We start from the raw sequence: 21,734 nt of genomic DNA on the forward strand, positions 1-21,734 counted from the left end.
CTCCTCACTCGTCCCGGGCCCAGTCCAGTGAGCGCTGCACGGCCTCGCCCCAGCGCTCGTACCGCTGGTCGATCGTCTCGGGGCCCTCTTGCGGTGTGAACTCGCGGTCGATCTGCCAGTTCGCTCTGAGTTCTTCTTTCGTGTCCCAGTAGCCGACCGCAAGCCCGGCAGCGTACGCCGAACCCAGCGCAGTCGTCTCGTCGACTTCGGGGCGGACGATTTCGGTCTGGAGGACGTCCGACTGCAACTGACAGAGGAACGTGTTCTTCACCGCGCCGCCGTCGACCCGGAGCGAGTTGGTCTCGATGCCCGAGTCGGCCTCCATCGCTTCGGCGACGTCACGGGTCTGGTACGTGATCGATTCCAGCGTCGCACGGACGAGGTGCTCCCGACGCGTCCCCCGCGTCATTCCGACGATGGTCCCGCGGGCTCGGCCGTCCCAGTGTGGAGCCCCGAGACCTGTGAACGCCGGTACGAGGTACACGCCGTCCGTCGAATCGACCGACCGAGCGAGCTCTGCGGTCTGTGCCGCGTTGTTGATCAGGTCGACGTCTTCGAGCCACTCGATCGCGGCCCCCGTGATGAAGATCGAGCCCTCGAGAGCATACTGAACGGGTTCGCCGGAGAGCTGGAACCCGACCGTCGTCAGGAGGCCGTGATCGGACTTGACAGCCTCCGTCCCAGTGTTCATCAGGTAGAACGAGCCGGTGCCGTAGGTGTTCTTCGCGTCCCCTTCGTCGAAACAGGTCTGCCCGAACAGCGCGGCCTGTTGGTCACCCAGTGCGGCGGCAACGGGAACGGATGCATCCAAGAACCCGTCCGGGTCCGTGTGTCCATACAGGCGTTCGTCAGACGACGGACGGACTTCCGGGAGCATCGCGGCAGGTACGTCGAACTCCGCGAGGAGGTCCTCGTCCCACTCCATATCCCAGATGTTGTACAGCATCGTTCGCGAGGCGTTCGTGACGTCCGTGATGTGGTTGCCGGTGAGGTTGTAGATGAGCCAGGTGTCGATCGTCCCCATCATCAGCTCGCCTGCCTCGGCGCGCTCGCGGAGGTCGTCACTGCGCGAGTGCTGCATCTTCAGCGGGTCGGCGTTGTCGAGGATCCACTCGGTCTTGGTCGCCGAAAAGTACGCGTCGGCTTCGAGGCCCGTCTTCTCTCTGATCCACTCGATTTTTTCGGCCGCCTCCAACTCCTCGATCCGCTCGGTCGTCCGGCGGTCCTGCCAAACTAACGCGTTACAGACCGGTCGACCGCTGTTGGCGTCCCAGACGACCGTCGTCTCCCGTTGGTTCGTGATGCCGAGTGCCTCGAGTTGCGTCGCCTCGATGCCTGCCTCCTCGACCGCGCGGACGACGACGTCCTGCGTGTTCTCCCAGATTTCCATCGGGTCGTGTTCGACCCATCCGGGGTTCGGGTAGTGTTGTTCGTGTTTCTCGTAGGCGTTGGCGACCACGTTCCCGTCGTGGTCGAAGATAATAAATCGCGTTCCTGTCGTTCCCTGGTCGATCGAACCGATATACGTGTCTGCCATTGTGTGCTCTCGGGACGGAACGCGTTCTGCGTCTGCCCCCGGTCTGAGAAAGAAGAACACGGCACTGAGTAATAAATTTTACTTACAAACTATGTTATTACTGTTTAATCTGAATGTTTGTACGACTCAAGGCTATTAAATATAATATAATTAACTGTGTTGTATATCCGAGGTCGTAATTTCGAGGCCCTTGCTATTCGAGGTGGCCGTCGACCGGCGTCGTCTCCTGGGTGTCGGTAGGCGCTGTCTGTTCGTGTGTGTGATGATAAAACCGAACACGGGCTTCGCCATCGACGAGAACCGGATCGAAACAGACCCGTCGGTACCGTTCGTTGTCGAGGAGGTTCACCAGGAGGCCGGCGTCGTGTTCCGACACCGAATCGTACTCGACCTCACACACCGGACAGCGCGCGGGGGCGTCGTCTGGAACGTGCACGGCCCCGGCAGTCAGGCGTGCTCCTCGCGGAGTTCGCTGGCGACGCGGGAGACTGTCCCGTATTCGTCGTCGCCGTACGTGATGAACCGCACGCCGGTGAGCGACCGGGGGTCGAACGCCCGGATCGTCTCGGCGATAATTCGCGCTCCATCTTCCAGTGTGAAGCCGGCGACGCCACAGCCGAGCGCCGGGATCACGAGCGACTCACAGCCGAGTTCGTCGGCGCGTTCCAGCGCGTGACGCGTCGCCTCGCGGATGCTCTCGGCCGTCGCCTGCCCGTCGCCGTAGTGCGGCATCGCGGCGGCGTGGATCACGTAGTCGGCGTCGAGGTCGTACGCGTCGGTGACGGCGACTTCGCCGAGGTCGATGGGCCCCTTCGCAACTGCGGCGTGATTGAGCGCCTCACCACCGCCTCGACGGAGCGCGCCAGCGACGCCGGATCCCATCTGGAGGCTCGTTCCCGCCGCGTTGACGAGGGCGTCCGCGGACTCCGCCGCGATGTCGCCTTGAACGACTGTGAACTCCATACGCTCTCTTACGCCGGCGTCGTGAAAAGCGTCGGTTCCAGCAGCGGACGCGCCCGACAGCGGGGTTCTGTCCCGGGAACGGACGACGAAGCGTAGGATCCAAACACGTTCACAAACCGAACAGTTCTTGTCGCGTTCGCTCCGTGTCGCGGGTATGAACGGTCGATCGTCGGACCTGGCGTTGCTGGAGGCCGTCGCCGCGCGGGCGGTCCGCGCCGGCGGCGACTATCTGGCGGACGCCTTCCGCGACCTCTCGATCGAGGCCGAGTACGGCACCGACGACGTGAAGTCGGCCGCAGACCGGGAAGCCGAGGACCGCGCGCTCGACGTGATCCACGACGCGTACCCCGACCACGCCGTCCACGGCGAGGAGTCCGGCCGCGCGGGCGAGCACCGCTACGAGTGGGTCGTCGACCCGCTCGACGGGACGAACAACTTCGCGGCCGGGATCCCCTCGTTCGCCACGGCCGCCTGCGTGCTGTGCGACGGCCAGCCGCTCGTCTCGGCGATCTACGAACCCCTCCCGGACTCGCTGTATCTCGCCCGACGCGACGGCGGGGCGACTGCCGACGGCGAACTCCTCAGCACCGAGAGCGATCTCTCGCTCTCGCAGTCGACCGTCTCATTCGTCGTCGGGCTGCCGGCCGTCCGCGACGACGAGCGCCGTGCGGCTGCCGAGCGCGTCGAAGCGGCGGTCGACGCGCGCTGCAAGCGCGTCATCAACACGTGGTCGCCCTGCGTCGACTGGGGTCTCCTCGCCCGCGGCGGGATCGAGGGCCTCGTCGCCTTCCTGCCGGACGTCTACGAGCAGTACGCGGGCGAACTCCTCGCGGCGGAGAGCGGCGTCGAGAGCCGGGTGCTCGATGTCGACGTCGCCGCACTGGACGACGCCGACGAGTCAACGGACGCTGCAACGGAACACGGCACCACGGAGACCGGCGTCGGCGGGCTCTACGTCGCCGCGACCGACCGGACGAAACTGGATCAGCTCGTCGACGCAGCGTCCGGAGCGATCGAGTGAGGCGACAGGAGAGTGCGAAAGGGACTCACACACAGGGAAGCCGCAAGTGTCCGGGGTGCCTACGCTCGGTATGGACCTCCTCCAGATGCGGTGGCGCGACGCGCTGTTCGCACACTGGCCGGTCGACCCCGCCGTCGTGTCGGCTCGGCTACCAGAGGGTCTCCAGGTGGCGACGTACGACGGCGACGCGTGGCTGGGCGTCGTCGGCTTCGTGATGGAGGACATTCGGCCGCGAGGGGCCCCGCTCGGCCTCTCGTTCCCGGAGTTGAACCTCCGAACGTACGTCACGCGCCCCGGACGCGACGATCACAGCGTCTACTTCTTCAGCCTCGACGCGGACGACCGCCTCGGCGTGCTCGTCGCCCGGGGGCTCTTTCGGCTCCCGTATTTCAGTGCCGAGATGCGTGTTTCGCGGGAAGACGACGCCGTGACCCTCCGTAGTCGCCGCACGCAGTCCGGCGCTCGGCCGGCACACTTCGAGGCTACGTATCGCCCGACCGGTGAGCAGTTTACGCCAGAGGCGGGGACGCTGGAACACTTCCTGACTGAGAACTACCGCTTCTATACGGACGGCGCGAGCCTCTACTACGGCGACATCGCCCACCCGCCGTGGCCGCTCGTCGAGGGAACCGTCGAGATCGAGACGAACACGCTGTTCGAGGCCGACGGATTCGAGCGGCCCGCCGGCGACCCACTCGTCCACTACTCGCCGGGCACGGAAGTGACGGCCGAGCGAATCCGGACGGTCTGAGTCTTTCGGTGTCTGATGCTGTCGGACAGCAGTTCGCGAATCATTTTGGCACCCACGGGGTGCTGATAATTTTCACATCCTTCTGTCCGACAGTATGAGTTTCTCCAGGTGCGGGTGTTGCACGCGGCGTCGGCACACGACACGCGGCGCCGACCAGACGTGGACATCGACGCCGACACGAACCGCCGGGTTTCAAGCGCCGTCGATCCTTTTGCGCCAGTATGGTAATTGACACGGTTATGACGACCCTGCACGTCCTCGTGGGGGCGTTGTGGGTCGGCAGCGTCGTCTTCGTCGCCGGAGCGATTCTTCCGGCCGCAGTCGAAGGTGCGCTGGACGCGGCGCCCTTAGAGAAGATCGCCGATCGGCTGGTCTATCTGTCGCGTGGGGCCTCGGTCGTGATGTTCCTGACCGGCGGTCACCTCGCCGGGACGGGCTACACGATCGAATCGCTCACCGGCACTGGACGCGGTCACCTCGTGCTCGCGATGCTCGCGCTGTGGCTTGTGTTCACCGCGCTCGTCGAGATCGGCCGGAGCCGACTCGTCGGCGGCCTACAGGAGAAGCGCGTCCGCACGCCCGCCAAGTCGGTGACGACGATCTTCCGGGCCGCTGCAGTAGTCGGCATCCTCCTGCTCGTCGACGCCGGCCTGCTTTCGGCTGGCCTCGTCCCGTACTGAACACAACAATGAACCGTCTGCATCCCCGCGTCCGACTTCTCTGGGTCGCGCGGGCCGTCCTGACCGCAGCCGTCCTGGGTGGCGTCGCCCTCGCCGTCCAGCGGATCCTCGCGCCGCCGTGGCTCCCCGGGTGGACTCCGATCGGCGTCTTCGTCGGCTTCGGTGCGCTCGGCGTCGTCGTCGCGCTCGCCCGCTACCGCGTCTGGCGCTACGAGGTCCGAGAGGACTCGCTGTATCTCGAACGCGGGGTGCTCACGCGAGTTCGGACGGTCGTGCCGTTCGTCCGCGTCCAGCACGTCGACACCTCTCGGTCGCCGATCGAGCGCGTGGTCGGCCTCGCGAGCACCGTGGTCTACACGGCCGGCTCTCGCGGGGCCGACGTGTCGATTCCGGGCCTCGCACCGGACGATGCAGACGACCTCCGCGAGCGGCTGAAACGACTGGCGATCCGCTCGGAGGGCGAGGACGCGGTCTGAGATGCCGCAGTCGCTCTCACCGCTGTCGGTTCCCTATCGCGTGCTGCAGCGGGGAAGCGGCATCGCCGTCGCGCTCGCGTTCGGCCTCGGCGGCGGCTTCGAGATCCCGGGCCTCGGCCCGGCCGGCCCGATCGTCCTCTTGCTGGTCGCCGGCCTCGCCGCCCTCGGCCTCATCGCCTACGAGACGGCCTATGTCCGGCGGTTCAGCTACGAACTCACCGCCGACACGCTCGATATCGACTCCGGTGTGTTCTCCCGGCGCAGCCGCGAGATTCCGCTTCGCCGGATTCAGAACGTCGACATCTCGCGGAACGTCATACAGCGCGTCCTCGGGATCGCCGTCGTCTCCTTCGAGACGGCCGGAGGAGGCGACACCGAAGCCCAACTGCGGTTCGTGTCCTTCGAGGAGGCAAAGCGCCTCCAGCGGGAGCTCCCGCGGCTGAAACGGCAGGCAGAGCGCACTGGCGAGGAGGGCGAGGCGACCGAAGCGGCCGAACGTGGCGCCGTCGAACCGGAACTCGAGGAACTGTTCGCGCTCGATCGGAGCGAACTCGCCATCCTCGGCGCGCTCTCGGTCGATCCCCGCGTTCCGGGTGTCCTCTTCGTGCTCGTCTCGACCGTCGGGTCCACGATCGTCCCGGCGTATCTCACGACGGTCCGCGGGACGACGCTCGTTGGCGTCGCCGCGGCCGTGCTCGTCGGCGTCGCGGTCGTCTCCTGGATCGTCGGGGCCGTCGCGGCCATCGTGGAGTACTACGACTTCCGCCTCGTTCGCTCGGGCGACGAGTTACAGTACGAGCGGGGTCTCCTCCAGCGCTACGACGGGTCGATCCCGTTCGACAAGATCCAGACGCTGACGATCGCCGACAACCCCCTCAAGCGGCACTTCGGCTACGCGACGCTGTACATCGAGACGGCCGGATACGCCCCCGGCGGAAGCTCTGGCGGCGGGTCACGCGGCTCGGAAGCGGCGATCCCGCTCGCCAAGCGCCAGCACGTCCTGACTCTCGTCGAAGAACTCGAACCCCTCGGCGATGTCGACTTCCAGCGGCCGCCAACGCGGGCGCGGCGTCGCTATCTGGTCCGATATCTGCTTGTCGTCGGCGTCTTCGCGGCCGTGCTCTACGCCGCTCGATCGCTACTCCCAGTCTCGTTCCCGCTGTGGCCGCTGCTGCTGTTGGTTCCGGCCGCGGCCGGGTTCGCGCACGCGACCTGGAAGCATCGGGGCCACTGGCTCGGCGACCAGCACGTCGTCACCCGGAACGGCGTGCTCCAGCGGGAGACCAAGATCGTCCCCTACTACCGGATCCAGACCGTGATCGACTCCCGGACGGTCTTCCAGCGGCGACTCGGTCTCGCGACGGTTACCGTCGATACCGCAGGGTCACTCTCGCTCGGAGGACAAGACGCCGCCGCGGTCGACGTCTCGGGCGAGCGCGCCGACGAACTGCGCGCAGAACTCGAAGCCCGCCTCGGCCGCGCCGTCGACGCCTATCGGGCGGGACGGGCGGGTATCGGCGTCGACGAAGCCGCAGACGCGACGTCGAACGGCTCGGTCTCAGGCTCGTCCGCGGAGGGCGGACCGGACGATTCAGGCGCTCCGGACGAGTCCGGCTCCACAGACGCGTGACGGCGGAACCGGCGGCAAGCGGAGACAGCGCTGCCCGAACGGATTCCACACCTCCGGTGTGTCAGTTCTCACGTGCCGCGTCGATGACGCGTGTGAACTCCCGTGCGGTCTCGGTGATCGATTCGAAATCGCCCGCAGCGATCGCCTCGTCGTCCATCAGTGCGCTGCCCGCGCCGACGACCACCGCGCCGGCGTCGATGTAGTCGGCGGCGTTGTCGACGTCGATACCGCCGGTCGGCATCAGTGGAATCTGCGGCAGCGGGCCGGCGATGCTCGACAGGTGGTCCGGCCCCATCGACGACGCGGGAAAGACTTTGACGAGGTCGGCGCCCGCCTCGTAGGCGTCGAGCGCCTCGGTCGGTGTGAGAGCGCCCGGCGCGACCACCGTCCCGTAGCGGTTGCACGTCTCGACGACCCCTGCGTCGAACGTCGGGCCAACCACGAACTCGGCACCGTTGGCGATGGCCGCGCGCGCCGTCGCGGCATCGAGGACCGTCCCCGCGCCGACGATCGCCTCCTCGGCCGAGAACGACGCCGACACCTCCGCGATGAGGTCCATCGCGTCCGGGTTATCGGCCGTGATCTCGAAGGCGGTCACGCCCCCGTCAGCCAGCGCCGACGCGACGTCGATGATCGTGTCCGCGTCGGCCCCCCGCATCACCGCGACGACGCCGCTGTCCACCAGTCGTTGTACATCCTCGTTCGTGTCGGGAGTGACCATCTCGTCTACGGACTCGGCGTCTGCGAGAATAAATCCCGGCGGCGCGATGGCCGCGGTCCAGCGTGCGCGCGGTCCGGCGTGCGTCGTTTCCGGCCCGTCCGCGGCACCGCACGCGTCAGCCGACGCGTCAGTCTGTCCGCGGCACCGCGAATGCGCCGGCGACGAAGAACGCGATCGCGAGCACGACGACGGCGGCGAGGTTCGGGAGCGCGACCGTCGTCGCGTCGGCGTACGTCACTGCGCGGATGCCGCGGGCGACGTACGTCAGCGGCGAGAAGCCGAGCGCCGGGCGGAACCACGCGGGCAGGAGATCGGGCGTGACGAACGTCTCCGAGAGGAACAAAAGCGGCAGCGCGATCGCGTTCGAGGCCGCGATGACGCCGTCCTGTGAGTCCGCGACGCGGCCGATGATCGCCCCGAGCCCGCAGAACAGGACGACGCCGAGCGCGACGAACGGGACCACGAGCAGCGTCGCCGGCGTCGCCGGAATGGCCGTCCCGGTGACGAGGATCGAGAGCGCGAGCAGCAGCAGCGCCGCGACGCCGATCACCACGACGTTCACGAGCGCCTGCGCGAGCAGCCACTCGACGCGAGAAAGCGGCGTCGTCGCCAGTTTCTCGAAGCGGCGACCCTCTCGATAGCGAGCGACCGTGCTCCCGACGCGCGACAGCGGCGTGAACAGCACGACGACCGCGAGATAGCCCGCGATGTAGTAGCCCTTCGGCTCGGCGAACAGGCCGCCCCCGGTCGGCTGGGTCTGTACCAGCGCGCCGAAGATCACGACGATGATCGCCGGGAAGAAGAACGTGAAGAACACCGCAGTCCGGCGCCGGAGGAAGGCGTGCCAAGAGGCGGTGAACTCCGCGCGGATCCGACCCAGCCGAGTCATCGTTCCGCCTCCTCGAACGACGTTCCGGTGAGTTCGAGATACACGTCTTCGAGATCGGGCTGTTTCCACGTCAGCGATTCGAATTCGACGCCCTGGCTCTCGAAGGCGGCGACGACGTCACCGATCTCGCGCGGGCCGACGTCCTCGACGACGAGGTGGCCGTTCCGCGCCGACACGTCGTAGCCGACGCCGGACGCGTCGAGAGTCGCCGGCGACGCGTCAGTCTCGAAGAGGAGCCGGCTCCGTCCGCCGTGCGCCTCGACCAGTTCACGCGGGGGTCCGCGCGCGACGAGGCGACCGTCGCTCAAGAAGCCGACGCGGTCCGAAAGCCGCTCGACCTCTGCCATCGAGTGGCTCGTGAGAAGCACCGTCGTCCCCCCGGACGCGAGGTCTTCGAGTAGCCCCCACAGCGCGCGCCGCCCCGCGGGGTCGATCCCGGTGGTCGGTTCATCGAGAAACAGCACGTCGGGGTCGTTCACGAGCGCGATGGCGACGCAGACGCGACGCTGTTGCCCGCCCGAGAGCGTCTCGTACCACTGCTCGGCCGTCTCGCCGTCGATACCGACGTCGGCGAGGACGGCGTCGGGATCGCGTGCCTCGTCGTAGAGGCCGGCGTACTGCCGGGCCAGTTCGCGCGCCGTGAGTCGGCCCGCCGGCGAGAACGACTGCGGGAGAAGTCCGATCTGTGACTCCTCGACTCGGTCGGGGGCACTCCCCAGCACGGATATCTCTCCTTCGACTTCGGTGGTCCCGGTCAACGCCCGGACCAGCGTCGTCTTTCCGGCCCCGTTGGGGCCGACGAGGCCGAACACCTCCCCGGGGTCGATCTCCAGCGAAACGCCGTCGAGGGCCGTCACGTCGCCGTAGGACTTCCGAACGTCCTCGGCGACGAGTGCCGCTGTCATACTTCTGCGTCGGGTCCGTCGGGTGGTAAGGGGTTCGGATTCGCTCTCCGAGCGACGGTTGATCGGGACCGGAGCCCGGACGGACGAGTTGGCTCCGAACGGACGAGCCCTCTCCGACGGATGAGTACCTTCCGACGGACGAGTGCTTATAGGGGTTATCGTGAGTCTCCATAGATGTCTCGCCGGACGATACGGCGAGAGTCTCCGAACAGTTACGAGAATCCCTATTACGGCCCGGACGAACTACCCTTGTAGGTTCGGCCCTTCCGTCGCCGTATGGATCGACTCCGCAGACGCCGATTCCTTCGCGCGGGCGTCGCCGCCGGATTCGCGTCGTTCGCTGGCTGTAGCTCTCCGAGCGGATCTGACGAGGCAACCGAGACAGATGGGCCGGGCGCGGGAACTGACGAGGGCGGGACGGCGATGGATGGGTCGACGACCGACGAGACGGGTGGGGCAGGGACGCGAGTCCCGAAACCGACGGAGACGGACGGGCCGCGACCCGAGCTCGCCGACGCGCGGGTCGCGCTCGACCCCGTGGCGTCGGGCTTCGCAGCGCCGCTGGATTTCGTCGCGCCCGCGGGCACCGACCGTCGATTCGTCGTCGACCGCGACGGCCGGATCTGGGATCTCACCGACGAGGGGCGGCGTGAGACGCCGTTTCTCGACATCTCCGATCGCGTCGTGCTCGGGAGCGAACGCGGCCTCCTCGGCGTCGCCGCGCATCCGGACTTCGCCGACAACGGTCGGCTGTACGTTCGCTACAGCGCAGCGCCGCGAGCGGGAACGCCCGGCAACTACAGCCACACAGCAGTTCTGGCGGAGTTCACCGTCGACCCGGACGCACGCACTGCCGCCGCCGACCGAGAGCGCACTGTACTCGAAGTCCCCCAACCCCAGGGCAACCACAACGCCGGCGCGGTCGCGTTCGGCCCGGATGGCTACCTCTACGTGCCGTTCGGCGACGGCGGCGCGGCCAACGACGTCGGGACGGGTCACGTCGGAGACTGGTACGACGCGGTCGACGGCGGGAACGGCCAGGACGTCACGGAGAATCTGCTGGGGAGCGTCCTCCGGATCGACGTCGACGGGCGCGGCGGCGTCGACGGCGCCGACGGTGACAAACCCTACGCGGTCCCGTCGGACAACCCGCTCGTCGGTCGCGAGGGACTCGACGAGCAGTACGCCTGGGGGTTTCGGAACCCCTGGCGGCTCTCCTTTTTCGGCGAGGACCTCTACGTCGCCGACGTCGGCCAAGGCGCCTGGGAGGAACTGAACCTCGTCGAACGCGGCGGCAACTACGGCTGGAACGTGCGCGAGGGCGCACACTGCTTCCGCCGGGACTCCTGCCCGACGACGACGCCCGATGGCACGCCCCTAGTCGACCCAGTCGCCGAATATTCACACGACGAGGGCGGAATTTCGGGCGTCTCGATCATCGGCGGCTTCGTCGTGAACTCCGAGACGCTCCACGACCTGCGCGGCGCGTACGTCTTCGCGGATTACCTCGCGCGCGGTCGACTCTTTGCCGTCGATACGGGTGCACGGCCGCCGTGGGATATCGCGCCCGTCTCGGTGGTCGGCGATACTGATCTCGGACAGTACGTGCTCGGGTTCGGCCGCGACCAGGACGGCGACCTCTACGTCCTCACGACCGGGCGAACCGGCGGCGAGGGCGACAGCGGTCGCGTCGCTCGTCTCGTCGCGCCATAGCGTGGGCGGCTGCCGCCAGATTCAGGACTCGGAGACCTCGTCTTCGTCGTCGCCCGCTGTTTCCGCTGAATCCGACGTCGCCGGCGTGTCGTCGTCGCTCTCCTCCGATCGCTCCTCGCGCGGTTCGACGTCCTCTTTGATCGAGGCGAGTTCGGCTTCGACGTCGACTTCGGGCGCGTCAGCAGACGTCTCGTCGGCCCGCTCTCCGTTACCGGCCTCTTCCTCGCCGTCGGCTACACTTTCGCGTTCGTGACTTCCGCGCTCGCGACGGTCACACTCGTCTATAACGTCGATTTCGACCCCTCCGGATTCGGAGATGTCCTGATCGAGAGAGTCATCTCTCTCCTGTGGACTCTCATCGCGGCGGTACCCATACCGCTCGGCGTCGCTCTCGCGGGACGTCTCTGCGAGGCGCGTCGACACCTCTGCGGAGAGCCGACGGGCGTCTTCGAGCAGTTCCCGCGAGGACTCTTCCGGCAGGTCGGACTCCGAGAGCGCGGTCTGAAGCTCCGAGAGCGCTCGCTCGACGCCCGAGACAGCGCCCCGGCCCACGCCCGCGACGCCGTCGCTCAGGCGCACCGTCGACGACCCGCGCGCTCGGTCGCTCCGCTCGAACGCCGACCGCTCGGGGTCCGCGAGCCGGAGCATTCCGCGGAGCAGTTCGAGCGACTGGATCGCCGTCTCCAGCGTGGCGATGAGCGTCGGGAGGGTGTACTGCTCGGTGAACCGGAACAGTTCCGAGAGCGACGGCGGGCGCGGACGAGTGCCTCTCCGTCGCCCCCTCTCGCCTCCGAGGCGGCTGTCGTCGGCCGTCTCGGCGCGCTGTCGGGAGGGATCGTCGGCCTCGCGAAGTTCGTCACGAAGCGCTGCGAGCGTCCGGTCAAGATCGTCGAGGAGCGCCGGAAGGTCCTCGTCTGCGGGGTCTCTTGAGGCCATATTCGATCTACGTCTCGGGCGCTGAAAAGCGTGTGCGCCGCTCGCGGATCAGTTCACGAGGAGACGAGCGCTCACGGGTAGACGGGTCTTGACTGCCGCACGGGCAGCGCACAAAAGGACAGCCGTTCCGAGCCGGGACTGACGCTCGTGTGGAACGACGGCTCGACGCACCAGGGAGAGAGGTGGTCGAGGTGCGGCATCGAGTGCGACTTTCCCCTGGTCGATCGCACGTGGCGTGCGGCCGATCGGGAGACTCGCAGACGATACCTGCTAAATGGGGACTACGGGAAGGTCGCGCCGATTAGTCGTCGGCGACGGTGCTCTCCTCGGTCGCCGCACAGCGGTTCGGGCCCAGTTCGAGCTCGGTCTCTTCGCTCTCGTCTTCGGGCTCGTACTCGCCGGCGTTCGTCGCGATGACCTGCTCGTAGTTCGGCGGCTTCGACGGGAGGTTCTCGAACATGTGCTCGACGAACTCGTCTTCGGACTGCCGGATGAGCGTGTTGTTCTCCCAGATGTAGCCGACCGTTGAGAACATCGGCTGGCCGGGCGTGACGTCGACGTACTCGCCGTCGTTGGTGACCGAGAAGTGACCCGGCAGGATCTTCACGTCGTTCGGCTCGGTCATGATGACGTTCTGGAGCGTGTTGTACTGGACGCGGGCGCCGTCGCGGGCGTCCTTGTCGGCGAACTGGAGCTCTGTCCGGCCGATGGACTCGACGAACAGCGTGTCGCCCGTCATCAGGGCTTCGTCGTCGACGAGGTACGACGTCATCCCCGTCGTGTGCCCGGGCGTGTGGACGGCCTTGATCTCTACGTCGCCGAGTTCGACGGCGTCGTTCGGCTCGATGGCGTCGAACTCGAACTGCGGGTCGCGCGTCTCGGCGGGCGCACCCAGGTGGTACGGCACGTCGAGCTTGTTCGCGAGCTTTCGACCACCGGAGATGTGGTCGGCGTGGATGTGCGTGTCGAAGACGTGCGTGACCTTCAGACCGCGCTCGTTGGCCGCTGCGACGAACTCGTCGCTCGCGCGGGTGACGTCGATGAGCGCCGCCTCACCGGCGGACTTCGAGCCGACCACGTAGCCCAGACAGCCCTTCGAGCGCCGCTGGAGCTGCAGGATGACCAGGTCGTCGTTGGACGTGGCGATCGGTGCCACGTCGTAGACCATACTCCAGGCCTCCATTCCGCCCTCGACGGTCTTGACGTCGTGGGCGTAGCCCTCGCGCTCGAGGTACTCCGCGAAGCTTTCGGCGGAGTTCCCCGTCGCACAGATCGTCACGACGGTGTCGCCGGCGCCGATGTCGTCCTCGTCGAACTCGCCGACGAGTTCGTCGTTCGAGCCGGAGTACTCGACGTTCTCGGCTTCGGCGATGTGCCAGTCCTCGAAGGACTCCGGATCACGCGAGTCATAGAGGATGAAGTCCTCGTCGGCGTCGATCATATCTCGCAGTTCTTCGGCGGTGATTGTCTCGACCATCGTCGGTGCGATATTGTAGGCGTGTACCTAAACCATTTCCAGCAGGGAGAATATTTTGTGCAAAACCGGCTCAGGCGGGCCGATTGCGGCAAAGAACCAGAAATTATTGTGTATATATTTTCATCGTGTGCGTCGCGGGACGTTCGAGATAGTGGTTTAAGACCGTGGGAAGCACCAATAACGTCTTGTATCCGTACTCCCAAATTCGTATTGTACTGAAAATGCAATATAATGGGGCTGAGGAATCACTGTCAGAGCTGCCGCCCAGCTCGAAGTTTATCTATCACGTCCTCTCACACGAAGGGTCGATGACGTTGAAACAGATCACAGAAGAGACGCTCCTGTCCTCGCGGACGGCCAGATACGGGCTCAACGAACTGGAAGACGCCGACCTCATCCAGTCGGCACCCGCCCTCCACGACGGTCGACAGACCTGCTACAGCATTCAGCAGCGGTCGATCGGGGACGACAGGACCGGCTACTCGGAGTCGGTACTGGTCAAACCCGACTTCCTTGCACGAGAGATCCCGGACTTCGAGGAAGACGATCCGGATCTCCGCTTAGTCGAGGTCTCGACGAAGTACGACGAGGGGCACATCCCCGGCGCGATCGAACTCGACCCCCGCCGCGACTTCTCGGCGTCGGGGCGTCGCGTCATCCCGGACGCCGATCGCCTCGAAAGCGTACTGGGCGAGCGCGGTATCACACCGGATTCGACGGTCGTCCTCTACAGCGACGGTTACAACGAGTTCGCCGCGTTCGTCTACTGGACGCTCAAGTACTACCAGCACCGGGACGTCCGTCTCCTCAACGGCGGCAAACGCTACTGGACGGAGAACGACTACCCGACGACGACGTCGGAGCCGACGGTCACGCCCGTCGAGTACGAGGCGTATCCCCCGAACGACCGGATCCGCGCCCACCGCCGGGACGTCCGCGATGCGCTCTCGGACGACGTCGCTATCGTCGACGTCCGCTCGCCCGAGGAGTACCGCGGCGAAGCCGACGACCCGGCGCGTGCGAGCGGCCACATCCCGCACACCGTCAACATAGAGTGGACGAGCGTCGTCCGCGAGTGCGGCCGTTTCGAGCACGCTCGGGCCCTCGAACGACCCTTCGCCGAGGCCGACATCGATCCGACAGACGACATCATCGTCTACTGCAACATCGGTGAACGCTCGGCGCTCGTGTGGTTCGCCCTCTCGGAACTGCTCGGCTACCCCGACGTCTCGAACTACGACGGCTCGTGGTCCGAGTGGGGCAACCTCGTCGACGCACCCGTCGAAACTCCGGACGAAGAGTAACGCCCCCAAGCCCCTTCGCCGTCTCGTGTGTCGGCGACTGACCGATCAGCAGTGTTCTCCCTCTTTTTGCCCACCGTGTCCTGTCACGCTGTACTATCTGCAATAATTCTACTAGATGTTTGTAGTAATCGATGATTTAGTATACGTATGAATAGATTGTCACCAAACAGATTGCTGCGACCCGCCGCCGGAATGCAGCAATTATTTCCCAAAAACTCCGTAATGTGGGATAGATTATGCAAAATACGTGGTGTATGTCACCATTCAGGTGGATCTCAAACTAAGAACGGATGGCTATGGATCAGATAGTAGTTCTCGGTGCTGGGGTCGGTGGCGCGATGTCCGCCAATATGCTCCGGCGTCGACTGGATAGTAGTGACGCGGAGATCACTATCGTCGACAAGAGTACCCAACACGCCTATCAGCCATCGTACTACCTGCTGCCGTTCGGCTATATGGAGCCGGAAGACCAGTTCCGCGACGTCAGCGAGGTAATGCAGAGCGGCGTCGAGTTCCTGCAAGGTGAGGTAACAGGCGTCGATCCGGACGCCAAGACAGTCCAACTCGCCGACGACGAACTGTCGTACGACTACCTCGTCGTCTCGCTGGGACACCGCCTCGCGGCCGAGGCGACGCCCGGAATGATGGAAGGATGGGAAGACACCGACTCGGTGTTCCCGTTCTACTACTTCGACGCGGCGATGGAGATGCGCGAGGCACTCCAGGATTTCGACGGCGGCACGTTCGTCGTCTCCGTTCCCGACACGCCGATCAAGTGCGGCGGCGCGCCGCTGAAGATGACTATGCTCGCGGAAGACTACTTCCAGCGACAGGGCATCCGCGACGACGTCGACGTGGTGATGACGAAGGGCGGCGACGCCGTCTTCGGCGTCTCGCCGTACCGCGAGAAACTCGAAGAGATCTGGAGCGACCGCGACATCGAGTTCCGCGGCGGCTTCACCGTCAGCGAAGTCGACCCCGACGAACAGGTCATCCACTCCGAGGACGGCGAAACCCAGGAGTACGACTTCTACGCGCCCGTCCCGCCGCAGTACGGCCAGCCGGCGCTCACCGACAACTCGCCGTTGACGGAGGGCGACGACGAGCACGACGGCGAGTACGTCACCGTCGACAAGCACACGCTCCAGCACACCGAGTACGAGGACGTCTTCGCGCTCGGCGACGCCGGCAACACGCCGAACGCCAAGACGGCCGCCGCGGCCCGCAAGCAGGCACACGTCGTCGTCGACAACCTCGAATCGCATATGGAGGGACGCCCGCAGACGGCCAAGTACAAGGGCTACGCTGCCTGTCCGCTCCTCACGAAGAAGGGTAAGGCGATGGTCGCTGAGTTCGACTACGAAGAAAGCATCTCCGCACCCGTCGAGAGCCGGATGAACTGGATTATGGACATCAACATCCTACCCAGTTTCTACTGGAACGCCTGGCTCCACGGGTACGACCCACTCCCCTGACTATGGCGAGCGAAAATCGATCCCTCGACGCCGACAGCGAGATGGAGATCGAGAACCGGGAAGAACTACTCCGGACGATCGACGAGAACGCGGACGAACTCGCAGAGCTCCTCCGGATGCTCGCACAGACGGAGGACCTCGCCGAGGACCTCGTCCCCGAACTCCGCGAGACGGTTCGCGAGAACCGCGAACCGATCCGCGAGCTGCGCGTGGCGTTCGAGCGCGAGGAGACCCTCACGCTGCTGACGAAGGTCGGTGAGGAATCGGACACGCTCTTGGAACTCCTCGATGTCCTCGCGGCGTCGAAGGGACTCGCCGACGACCTCATTCCGGAGCTTCGTATCGTCGTCCAAGAGAACCGGGATGTCCTCGAACGGCTCCGGCTCTCTCTAGAGAAAGAAGAGACGATTATCCTGCTCGAACGCCTGGGCGAGAACGCGGACACGCTGATCGAGATGCTCGATCTGCTCGATGCGACCCACGACCTCGCGATGGAGCTCACGCCGGAGCTTCGCGACGTCGCCCAGGACAACCGCGACGTCATCCGCGACTTCCGGATGGCGGCCGCCGGGTTCGCAGACGCCCACGCCGAAAGCGACGTCGAGATGTACGAGCTGGGGCGGAACGCGGGCAATATGGTCGCACTCGTCGAGACGCTCGGCGACCCGAAGGTCACCAAGGCGCTCGACGAGACAGTAGAAGGGCTCGCACAGGACGATCCCAAGCCGGTCGGGTTCTTCGGGCTCATCGGCGCGCTGTTCGACGCCGACGTGCGACGTGCGCTCGGACGGCTGCTCGCCGCAGCTCGGGGTCTCGGGAGCGTCGACTTCGACGACTCCGAATAACGGAAACCGATCGGTTTTTATTCCTTGGGCCGTTATAATTCGGTACTACGAAAACAGAATTTCGCTTCTGCGGAAGTTTTGTTCTATTCTTCGAAGATCCGCCACCAGAGGACGAAAAAATAGGCCCTATAGCGCCGGCTTAATACACAACGTCCTAAGGCCGAACTGCAATGACAGAGCCTACGGCAGACCCCGACGAATCGGCCGGCGCCCCGGGAATCGGCGATCAGTTCCCCCAGCTCACCGTGGAGACGAGCCACGGCGAACTGACCATCCCCGACGACTACGAGGGCAAGTGGCTCGTCCTGTTCAGCCACCCCGGCGACTTCACGCCCGTCTGTACCTCGGAGTTCGTCGCCTTCGAGCAGCGCCGCGAGGAGTTCGAAGAGCTGAACGCCGAACTGCTCGGGCTGTCGGTCGACCGCGTACACTCGCACATCAAGTGGACCGAGTGGATCGAGGAGAATCTCGACGTCGACATTCAGTTCCCGATCATCGCTGACGACCAGGGCTCGGTCGGAAAGCGCCTCGGGATGATCCACCCCAACGCGGGCACCTCCACGGTTCGTAGCGTCTTCCTCATCGATCCCGAGGGTACCGTCCGCATCGTCCTCACGTACCCGATGGAGATCGGCCGCAACATCGACGAGATCCTCCGCTCGCTGCGCGCGCTCCAGATGAGCGACGAGGAAGGCGTCGCCGCGCCCGCTGACTGGCCCGAAAACGAGAAATTCGGCGACCGCGTCCTCCTGTCGCCGCCCGGCACCGACGCCGACGCCGAAAAGCGGACAGCCGAAGCCGAAGACGACGACGAACTCGACTACTACGACTGGTGGTTCGTCACCAAGCAGCAGTAACGCTGCCCACGAAACGGCGTCGCACGTAGTACAGCCAGTCAACCGAAATCCATCCGCACTCCCACACGAGAATGATCGACCCAGTCATCGCCAGCAGACTTCAGTTTGCGGTGACGACGATCGTCCACATCATCTTCCCAGTGATGAGTATGGGTCTCGCGCCCTTCCTCATCTACTTCACGTGGAAAGAGATTCGGACGAACGAACAGATATACGAACAACTCAGATCCTTTTGGACGAAGATCTTCGCGATCAGCTTCGTCGTCGGTACCGTCACAGGAATCGTCCTGGAGTTCGAGTTCGGGACGAACTTCGCCGCGTTCTCGAAGACTGCGGGCGAACTGTTCGGCGGGCCGCTCGCGATCGAAGGGATGATGGCGTTTATGCTCGAGGCGACGTTCCTCGGCATCTTCATCTTCGGCCGCGAGCGCGTCTCCGATCGGCTGTATATGCTGTCGAGCGTCCTCGTCGGCCTCGGCACGTGGCTGTCGGCGGTCTGGATCCTGATCGCGAACTCCTGGATGCAGACCCCACGCGGCTTCGAGGTCGCGATGGAGAGCGGCCAGCCGATCGTCTCGCTGGTCGACCCGATCGCCGCCTACGCCAATCCGCGGTTCCCGTGGATGTACGTCCATATGCAGAACGCGGCCGTCCTCTCGGTCGCGCTGTTTATGGCCGGCGTCGCCGCCTACTTCGTCTGGCAGAACCGCGACACGGAGTTTTGGCGCAAGACGATGAAGATCGCGATCGCGGTGCTCCTGGTCTCGGCGCCGTTCCAGGCCATCCACGGCGACGCCTACGGGCGACACGTCGCAGAGACCCAACCGCAGAAGTTCGCCGCGATGGAGGCCCAATACGAGACCGACTCCTCGGTCGGGTTGAAACTCCTCGCGTTCCCGACGAGCGTGGAGAGTCTCACCGATCCGCGCGCGGAGAACCTCTTCGTCGTGGAACTGCCGTTCCTCGCGTCGATCCTGGCCAGCGGGGGTGATCCGGGAGCCACCATCACGGGCTTGAACGACGTTCCGACGGAAGCTCCGCCGGTCGCCATCGTCTTCTGGGCGTTCCGCGCGATGGTCGGCCTCGGGATGTGGTTCATCCTGCTCGCGTTCTGGGGTGGCTTCCGCTGGTACCAGGGAACGCTGTTCGAGGACGACCTGCTGGCGAAAGCGCTCGTCGGCTCGTCGGTCCTCGGCATCCTGACCGTAGAGTTGGGCTGGATCGTCACCGAGGTCGGCAGACAGCCCTGGGTCATCCAGGACGTGTTGAAGACGCACGCTGGCGTCTCGCCGGGGCTAACGGGCGCTGAAGCGCTCGTGACGCTGGCCGGCTTCGTCGGCGTGTACGCCGCCCTGCTCGTACTCTACACGTACGTCATCGCGCGCATCATCCGCAACGAAGCACCGACGAAGCCGCCGACGCCCGAACGCGAGCGCGACGCGCCCGATTCCGTGGGGGTCGTCCCGAGCGATGACTGACCTCCTCGCTGCGACGACGCTCTCCACGCTCGCGGACGGCCCGCTGTTCGGGCTCCCGTTAGCGAAGCTCTGGTTCGGCCTCGTCTTCGCCGTGCTCGGGACGTTTCTGTTCCTCGACGGCTTCGACTTCGGCGTCGGGGCGCTGTTCGCGACGCGGAAGACGGACGCCGAGCGCGAGCAGTTGCTGGCGGCGATCGGGCCGTTCTGGGACGGGAACGAAGTGTGGCTCGTCGTCTTCGGCGGGATGCTCTTTGCCGTCTTCCCGACCATCTACGCCGACCTGTTCAGCCGGCACTACCTGCTGATGTTCGGCATCCTCGGCGCGCTCATCCTCCGCGGGCTCGCGCCGGAGATGTACGAACAGCGGCACGACGAGGCCTGGCAGCGGTGGTGGGGACGTTCGTTCGTCGTCGGCAGCGTCACCGCGCCCCTCTTTTTGGGGATCTTCACCGGCAACTGGCTGTTCGGCGTCGACGGCTTCGTGTCGGTCGCGAGCCTGCTCGTCGGCCTCGCAGTCGTCGCGCTCACGATCGTCGACGGCGCGGCGTACCTCGGCGTGAAGACGCGTGGTGACGTCCGAAGCGAGACGCGGGCGATGGGGCTGCTCGCACAGGTCGTGTACCTTCTGCTCGCGGTGGCTGCCGTGGTCGTCGGCTCACAGACCGCAGATCACGTCGCGTTGCTCTCCGGACCGGTGCTCGCGCTGCTCGGCGCGACGGTCCTGCTCGCGGCCACGTACGCTGTCGCCAGCCGATTCGGCCGCTGGTACGTCGCGTTCGTGGCCGTCGCCGGGCAGGTGTACGGACTCGTCGCCCTCGTCGCGACACTCCTGTATCCGATGATCGATCCGGTCACCGGACTCGCCGTCGGAGAGGCCATCGTCTCGACGCTGCCGCTCAATCTCACGTCGATCGGGGCCGCGTTCTTGCTGCCCCTCATTGCGACGTACTTCTATGTCCTCTACTCGGCGTTCAGCGGTCCGGTCGAAGAAGCAGAATCCTACGCCTGAACGCCGCCCGCCGCTTTTTTACTCGCTCCAGCGCCGATAGAGCCCGACGCTGAACGCCAACAGGATCACGCCGATCCCGAGGTTGCGGAACAGGTTCCCGGGGTCGCCAGTGAGCGTGTACTGGAGCACGCCCACGCCGATCAAGAACCCGATCACCAGGAGTGACAGCAGTAGCATCAGCGTCTCGGTCTCGAAGGCGCCGCGGTCACTCACGACGACAGCACCTCCGTCGTGCCGCGGTGCTCGCGCGTCGGTGTCGGCTTCGACGCAGTCGGTGACCAGTACGTCGTCGCTGCGGATCGGTGCTGATGGAAGGAGACGGGTATCATCGCTGGGATGGGACAGGGAGGGGAACGAGTAAATCGTGGGGGACGACACCTCTCGGGAGGCGTCGGTTCGTCGTCGTGGTACGTCGTCGATACCGATCGGCCTCGGAGACGGCTCAGAGCGTCGCCTTCTTCGAGAGCCCGATGCCGCTCATCAATACGCCGGCGGCGATGAGAAGGCCGAGGCCCAGCGCCGTTACGATGTCACCGAGGCTGAGCATCCAGGCGGCTCCGATGACGCTCGCGAGGATGACCGCGACGCCGGCGACGAACAGCGAACTGTTGATTCGGTCTCGGTCCTGCCGCAGCGAACCCAGTTGACTCATATCTAGTTTTAACGCTCGAACGGCCTAAAACACACAGTTGCGGGTGATTATCTGATCGTCTTTTCGAAGGGAAGCAGATCTGTCGGAAATAATTTCACAGCGTCTCATTTCTGAGGGTTATCTCCGTGGTAGCAGGCCTCACGGAGCTGAGAAGCCCCCTCTCGACTGCTCGTGGCAGTATTTTAGGCCCACCAAAACCGTTATATCCGGTGGAGCGTCACTTTCCGATAATGGATAGTACCGACGCGGTGAACTCCGAACCCACGAACGAACGCGACGAAGCGGCCGCCGATTCGACGGTTGACATCTCAGCACACCAGTCCTCACCCGACCGTGTCGTCTTCACCGAAGACGGCAACAGCGATGGATGGATCGCGTTCGACGCCGAATCCGTCGTCGCACTCCACCGCTGAGG

At 65.4% G+C, this 21,734-nt stretch carries 23 protein-coding genes; 13 read left to right on the forward strand and 10 right to left on the reverse strand.

Annotated elements, in window-relative coordinates; translation table 11 throughout:
* Positions 1 to 4: 4 nt before the first annotated feature.
* The 3 genes from glpK to RBH22_RS03750 all read right to left on the reverse strand — a co-directional run bounded on the left by glpK (position 5) and on the right by RBH22_RS03750 (position 2,500).
* Positions 5 to 1,537: a glycerol kinase GlpK gene (glpK, locus tag RBH22_RS03740; RefSeq protein WP_256288388.1), complete on the reverse strand. Its 1,533-nt coding sequence runs from the start codon at positions 1,535 to 1,537 to the stop codon at positions 5 to 7.
* Positions 1,538 to 1,730: 193 nt separating this feature from the next.
* Positions 1,731 to 1,973, reverse strand: coding sequence for a hypothetical protein (locus tag RBH22_RS03745; protein ID WP_306676569.1), 243 nt, complete (start codon positions 1,971 to 1,973; stop codon positions 1,731 to 1,733).
* Between the two features lie 11 nt (positions 1,974 to 1,984).
* Positions 1,985 to 2,500 carry a macro domain-containing protein gene (locus RBH22_RS03750; RefSeq protein ID WP_306676570.1) on the reverse strand — a complete coding sequence of 172 codons (516 nt, stop codon included), beginning with the start codon at positions 2,498 to 2,500 and terminating at the stop codon, positions 1,985 to 1,987.
* Between the two features lie 154 nt (positions 2,501 to 2,654).
* Between RBH22_RS03750 and RBH22_RS03755 the strand changes: the two genes are divergently transcribed.
* From RBH22_RS03755 to RBH22_RS03775, 5 genes are all read left to right on the forward strand, one after another.
* Positions 2,655 to 3,521 (forward strand): inositol monophosphatase family protein, encoded by an 867-nt coding sequence (locus RBH22_RS03755; RefSeq protein WP_306676571.1) that lies wholly within the window; start codon positions 2,655 to 2,657, stop codon positions 3,519 to 3,521.
* 70 nt (positions 3,522 to 3,591) lie between these two features.
* Positions 3,592 to 4,272: a DUF2071 domain-containing protein gene (locus RBH22_RS03760; protein WP_256288392.1), complete on the forward strand. Its 681-nt coding sequence runs from the start codon at positions 3,592 to 3,594 to the stop codon at positions 4,270 to 4,272.
* Between the two features lie 221 nt (positions 4,273 to 4,493).
* A complete protein-coding gene (locus RBH22_RS03765) occupies positions 4,494 to 4,952 on the forward strand; it encodes a CopD family protein (RefSeq protein WP_256288393.1) in 459 nt (152 codons plus the stop codon).
* 8 nt (positions 4,953 to 4,960) lie between these two features.
* On the forward strand, positions 4,961 to 5,428 hold the full coding sequence (locus RBH22_RS03770) for a PH domain-containing protein (protein WP_306676572.1): 468 nt from the start codon (positions 4,961 to 4,963) through the stop codon (positions 5,426 to 5,428).
* 1 nt (position 5,429) lies between these two features.
* Positions 5,430 to 7,058, forward strand: coding sequence for a PH domain-containing protein (locus tag RBH22_RS03775; RefSeq protein ID WP_256288395.1), 1,629 nt, complete (start codon positions 5,430 to 5,432; stop codon positions 7,056 to 7,058).
* A gap of 61 nt (positions 7,059 to 7,119) precedes the next feature.
* Here the strand turns inward: RBH22_RS03775 and RBH22_RS03780 are convergent, their stop codons facing one another.
* From RBH22_RS03780 to RBH22_RS03790, 3 genes are all read right to left on the reverse strand, one after another.
* Positions 7,120 to 7,779: a bifunctional 4-hydroxy-2-oxoglutarate aldolase/2-dehydro-3-deoxy-phosphogluconate aldolase gene (locus RBH22_RS03780; protein ID WP_256288396.1), complete on the reverse strand. Its 660-nt coding sequence runs from the start codon at positions 7,777 to 7,779 to the stop codon at positions 7,120 to 7,122.
* A 127-nt stretch (positions 7,780 to 7,906) separates the two neighbouring features.
* Entirely contained in the window at positions 7,907 to 8,668 is a 762-nt protein-coding gene (locus RBH22_RS03785; protein ID WP_256288397.1) for an ABC transporter permease, read from the reverse strand.
* Positions 8,665 to 9,573 (reverse strand): ABC transporter ATP-binding protein, encoded by a 909-nt coding sequence (locus tag RBH22_RS03790; protein WP_256288398.1) that lies wholly within the window; start codon positions 9,571 to 9,573, stop codon positions 8,665 to 8,667. The genes RBH22_RS03785 and RBH22_RS03790 overlap by 4 nt, the downstream gene beginning before the upstream one ends.
* Before the next feature lie 276 nt (positions 9,574 to 9,849).
* On the opposite strand from RBH22_RS03790, the gene RBH22_RS03795 reads away from it, so the two are divergent.
* On the forward strand, positions 9,850 to 11,286 hold the full coding sequence (locus RBH22_RS03795) for a PQQ-dependent sugar dehydrogenase (protein ID WP_306676573.1): 1,437 nt from the start codon (positions 9,850 to 9,852) through the stop codon (positions 11,284 to 11,286).
* A gap of 21 nt (positions 11,287 to 11,307) precedes the next feature.
* Here the strand turns inward: RBH22_RS03795 and RBH22_RS03800 are convergent, their stop codons facing one another.
* Entirely contained in the window at positions 11,308 to 12,222 is a 915-nt protein-coding gene (locus tag RBH22_RS03800) for a hypothetical protein (protein ID WP_306676574.1), read from the reverse strand.
* 301 nt (positions 12,223 to 12,523) lie between these two features.
* Positions 12,524 to 13,699, reverse strand: coding sequence for a rhodanese-like domain-containing protein (locus RBH22_RS03805; protein WP_256288401.1), 1,176 nt, complete (start codon positions 13,697 to 13,699; stop codon positions 12,524 to 12,526).
* A gap of 308 nt (positions 13,700 to 14,007) precedes the next feature.
* Here RBH22_RS03805 and RBH22_RS03810 point away from each other — a divergent pair, with 308 nt between their 5' ends.
* The 6 genes from RBH22_RS03810 (at position 14,008) to cydB (ending at position 20,667) form a co-directional block, all read left to right on the forward strand.
* Complete coding sequence (locus tag RBH22_RS03810) at positions 14,008 to 15,003, forward strand: sulfurtransferase (protein ID WP_256288402.1); 996 nt, start codon at positions 14,008 to 14,010, stop codon at positions 15,001 to 15,003.
* A gap of 296 nt (positions 15,004 to 15,299) precedes the next feature.
* Positions 15,300 to 16,478, forward strand: coding sequence for an FAD-dependent oxidoreductase (locus tag RBH22_RS03815; protein ID WP_121568411.1), 1,179 nt, complete (start codon positions 15,300 to 15,302; stop codon positions 16,476 to 16,478).
* Positions 16,479 to 16,480: 2 nt separating this feature from the next.
* Positions 16,481 to 17,323 (forward strand): DUF1641 domain-containing protein, encoded by an 843-nt coding sequence (locus RBH22_RS03820; RefSeq protein WP_256288403.1) that lies wholly within the window; start codon positions 16,481 to 16,483, stop codon positions 17,321 to 17,323.
* Positions 17,324 to 17,493: 170 nt separating this feature from the next.
* On the forward strand, positions 17,494 to 18,180 hold the full coding sequence (locus RBH22_RS03825) for a peroxiredoxin (protein ID WP_306676575.1): 687 nt from the start codon (positions 17,494 to 17,496) through the stop codon (positions 18,178 to 18,180).
* Between the two features lie 71 nt (positions 18,181 to 18,251).
* Positions 18,252 to 19,658, forward strand: coding sequence for a cytochrome ubiquinol oxidase subunit I (locus RBH22_RS03830; protein ID WP_256290580.1), 1,407 nt, complete (start codon positions 18,252 to 18,254; stop codon positions 19,656 to 19,658).
* Positions 19,651 to 20,667 (forward strand): cytochrome d ubiquinol oxidase subunit II, encoded by a 1,017-nt coding sequence (gene cydB, locus RBH22_RS03835; protein WP_306676576.1) that lies wholly within the window; start codon positions 19,651 to 19,653, stop codon positions 20,665 to 20,667. Before RBH22_RS03830 ends, cydB begins: the two co-directional genes overlap by 8 nt.
* A gap of 18 nt (positions 20,668 to 20,685) precedes the next feature.
* On the opposite strand, the gene RBH22_RS03840 is transcribed toward cydB, so the two are convergent.
* Both RBH22_RS03840 and RBH22_RS03845 read right to left on the reverse strand, forming a co-directional pair.
* Positions 20,686 to 20,880 (reverse strand): hypothetical protein, encoded by a 195-nt coding sequence (locus RBH22_RS03840; protein ID WP_306676577.1) that lies wholly within the window; start codon positions 20,878 to 20,880, stop codon positions 20,686 to 20,688.
* A 229-nt stretch (positions 20,881 to 21,109) separates the two neighbouring features.
* Entirely contained in the window at positions 21,110 to 21,319 is a 210-nt protein-coding gene (locus tag RBH22_RS03845) for a hypothetical protein (protein WP_256290585.1), read from the reverse strand.
* 230 nt (positions 21,320 to 21,549) lie between these two features.
* Between RBH22_RS03845 and RBH22_RS03850 the strand changes: the two genes are divergently transcribed.
* Entirely contained in the window at positions 21,550 to 21,732 is a 183-nt protein-coding gene (locus RBH22_RS03850) for a hypothetical protein (protein ID WP_256290586.1), read from the forward strand.
* Positions 21,733 to 21,734 lie beyond the last annotated feature (2 nt).

This window comes from Halobellus sp. H-GB7 (assembly GCF_030848585.1).
GTDB lineage: Archaea > Halobacteriota > Halobacteria > Halobacteriales > Haloferacaceae > Haloquadratum > Haloquadratum inordinatus.

Bases quoted from the DNA above. Each gene is read 5' to 3' on its own strand.
- glpK (WP_256288388.1), bottom strand. From the start codon at position 1,537: ATGGCAGACACGTATATCGGTTCGATCGACCAGGGAACGACAGGAACG.
- RBH22_RS03750 (WP_306676570.1), bottom strand. From the start codon at position 2,500: ATGGAGTTCACAGTCGTTCAAGGCGACATCGCGGCGGAGTCCGCGGAC.
- RBH22_RS03755 (WP_306676571.1), top strand. From the start codon at position 2,655: ATGAACGGTCGATCGTCGGACCTGGCGTTGCTGGAGGCCGTCGCCGCG.
- RBH22_RS03760 (WP_256288392.1), top strand. From the start codon at position 3,592: ATGGACCTCCTCCAGATGCGGTGGCGCGACGCGCTGTTCGCACACTGG.
- RBH22_RS03765 (WP_256288393.1), top strand. From the start codon at position 4,494: ATGGTAATTGACACGGTTATGACGACCCTGCACGTCCTCGTGGGGGCG.
- RBH22_RS03770 (WP_306676572.1), top strand. From the start codon at position 4,961: ATGAACCGTCTGCATCCCCGCGTCCGACTTCTCTGGGTCGCGCGGGCC.
- RBH22_RS03775 (WP_256288395.1), top strand. From the start codon at position 5,430: ATGCCGCAGTCGCTCTCACCGCTGTCGGTTCCCTATCGCGTGCTGCAG.
- RBH22_RS03780 (WP_256288396.1), bottom strand. From the start codon at position 7,779: ATGGTCACTCCCGACACGAACGAGGATGTACAACGACTGGTGGACAGC.
- RBH22_RS03785 (WP_256288397.1), bottom strand. From the start codon at position 8,668: ATGACTCGGCTGGGTCGGATCCGCGCGGAGTTCACCGCCTCTTGGCAC.
- RBH22_RS03790 (WP_256288398.1), bottom strand. From the start codon at position 9,573: ATGACAGCGGCACTCGTCGCCGAGGACGTTCGGAAGTCCTACGGCGAC.
- RBH22_RS03795 (WP_306676573.1), top strand. From the start codon at position 9,850: ATGGATCGACTCCGCAGACGCCGATTCCTTCGCGCGGGCGTCGCCGCC.
- RBH22_RS03800 (WP_306676574.1), bottom strand. From the start codon at position 12,222: ATGGCCTCAAGAGACCCCGCAGACGAGGACCTTCCGGCGCTCCTCGAC.
- RBH22_RS03805 (WP_256288401.1), bottom strand. From the start codon at position 13,699: ATGGTCGAGACAATCACCGCCGAAGAACTGCGAGATATGATCGACGCC.
- RBH22_RS03810 (WP_256288402.1), top strand. From the start codon at position 14,008: ATGACGTTGAAACAGATCACAGAAGAGACGCTCCTGTCCTCGCGGACG.
- RBH22_RS03815 (WP_121568411.1), top strand. From the start codon at position 15,300: ATGGATCAGATAGTAGTTCTCGGTGCTGGGGTCGGTGGCGCGATGTCC.
- RBH22_RS03820 (WP_256288403.1), top strand. From the start codon at position 16,481: ATGGCGAGCGAAAATCGATCCCTCGACGCCGACAGCGAGATGGAGATC.
- RBH22_RS03825 (WP_306676575.1), top strand. From the start codon at position 17,494: ATGACAGAGCCTACGGCAGACCCCGACGAATCGGCCGGCGCCCCGGGA.
- RBH22_RS03830 (WP_256290580.1), top strand. From the start codon at position 18,252: ATGATCGACCCAGTCATCGCCAGCAGACTTCAGTTTGCGGTGACGACG.
- cydB (WP_306676576.1), top strand. From the start codon at position 19,651: ATGACTGACCTCCTCGCTGCGACGACGCTCTCCACGCTCGCGGACGGC.
- RBH22_RS03845 (WP_256290585.1), bottom strand. From the start codon at position 21,319: ATGAGTCAACTGGGTTCGCTGCGGCAGGACCGAGACCGAATCAACAGT.
- RBH22_RS03850 (WP_256290586.1), top strand. From the start codon at position 21,550: ATGGATAGTACCGACGCGGTGAACTCCGAACCCACGAACGAACGCGAC.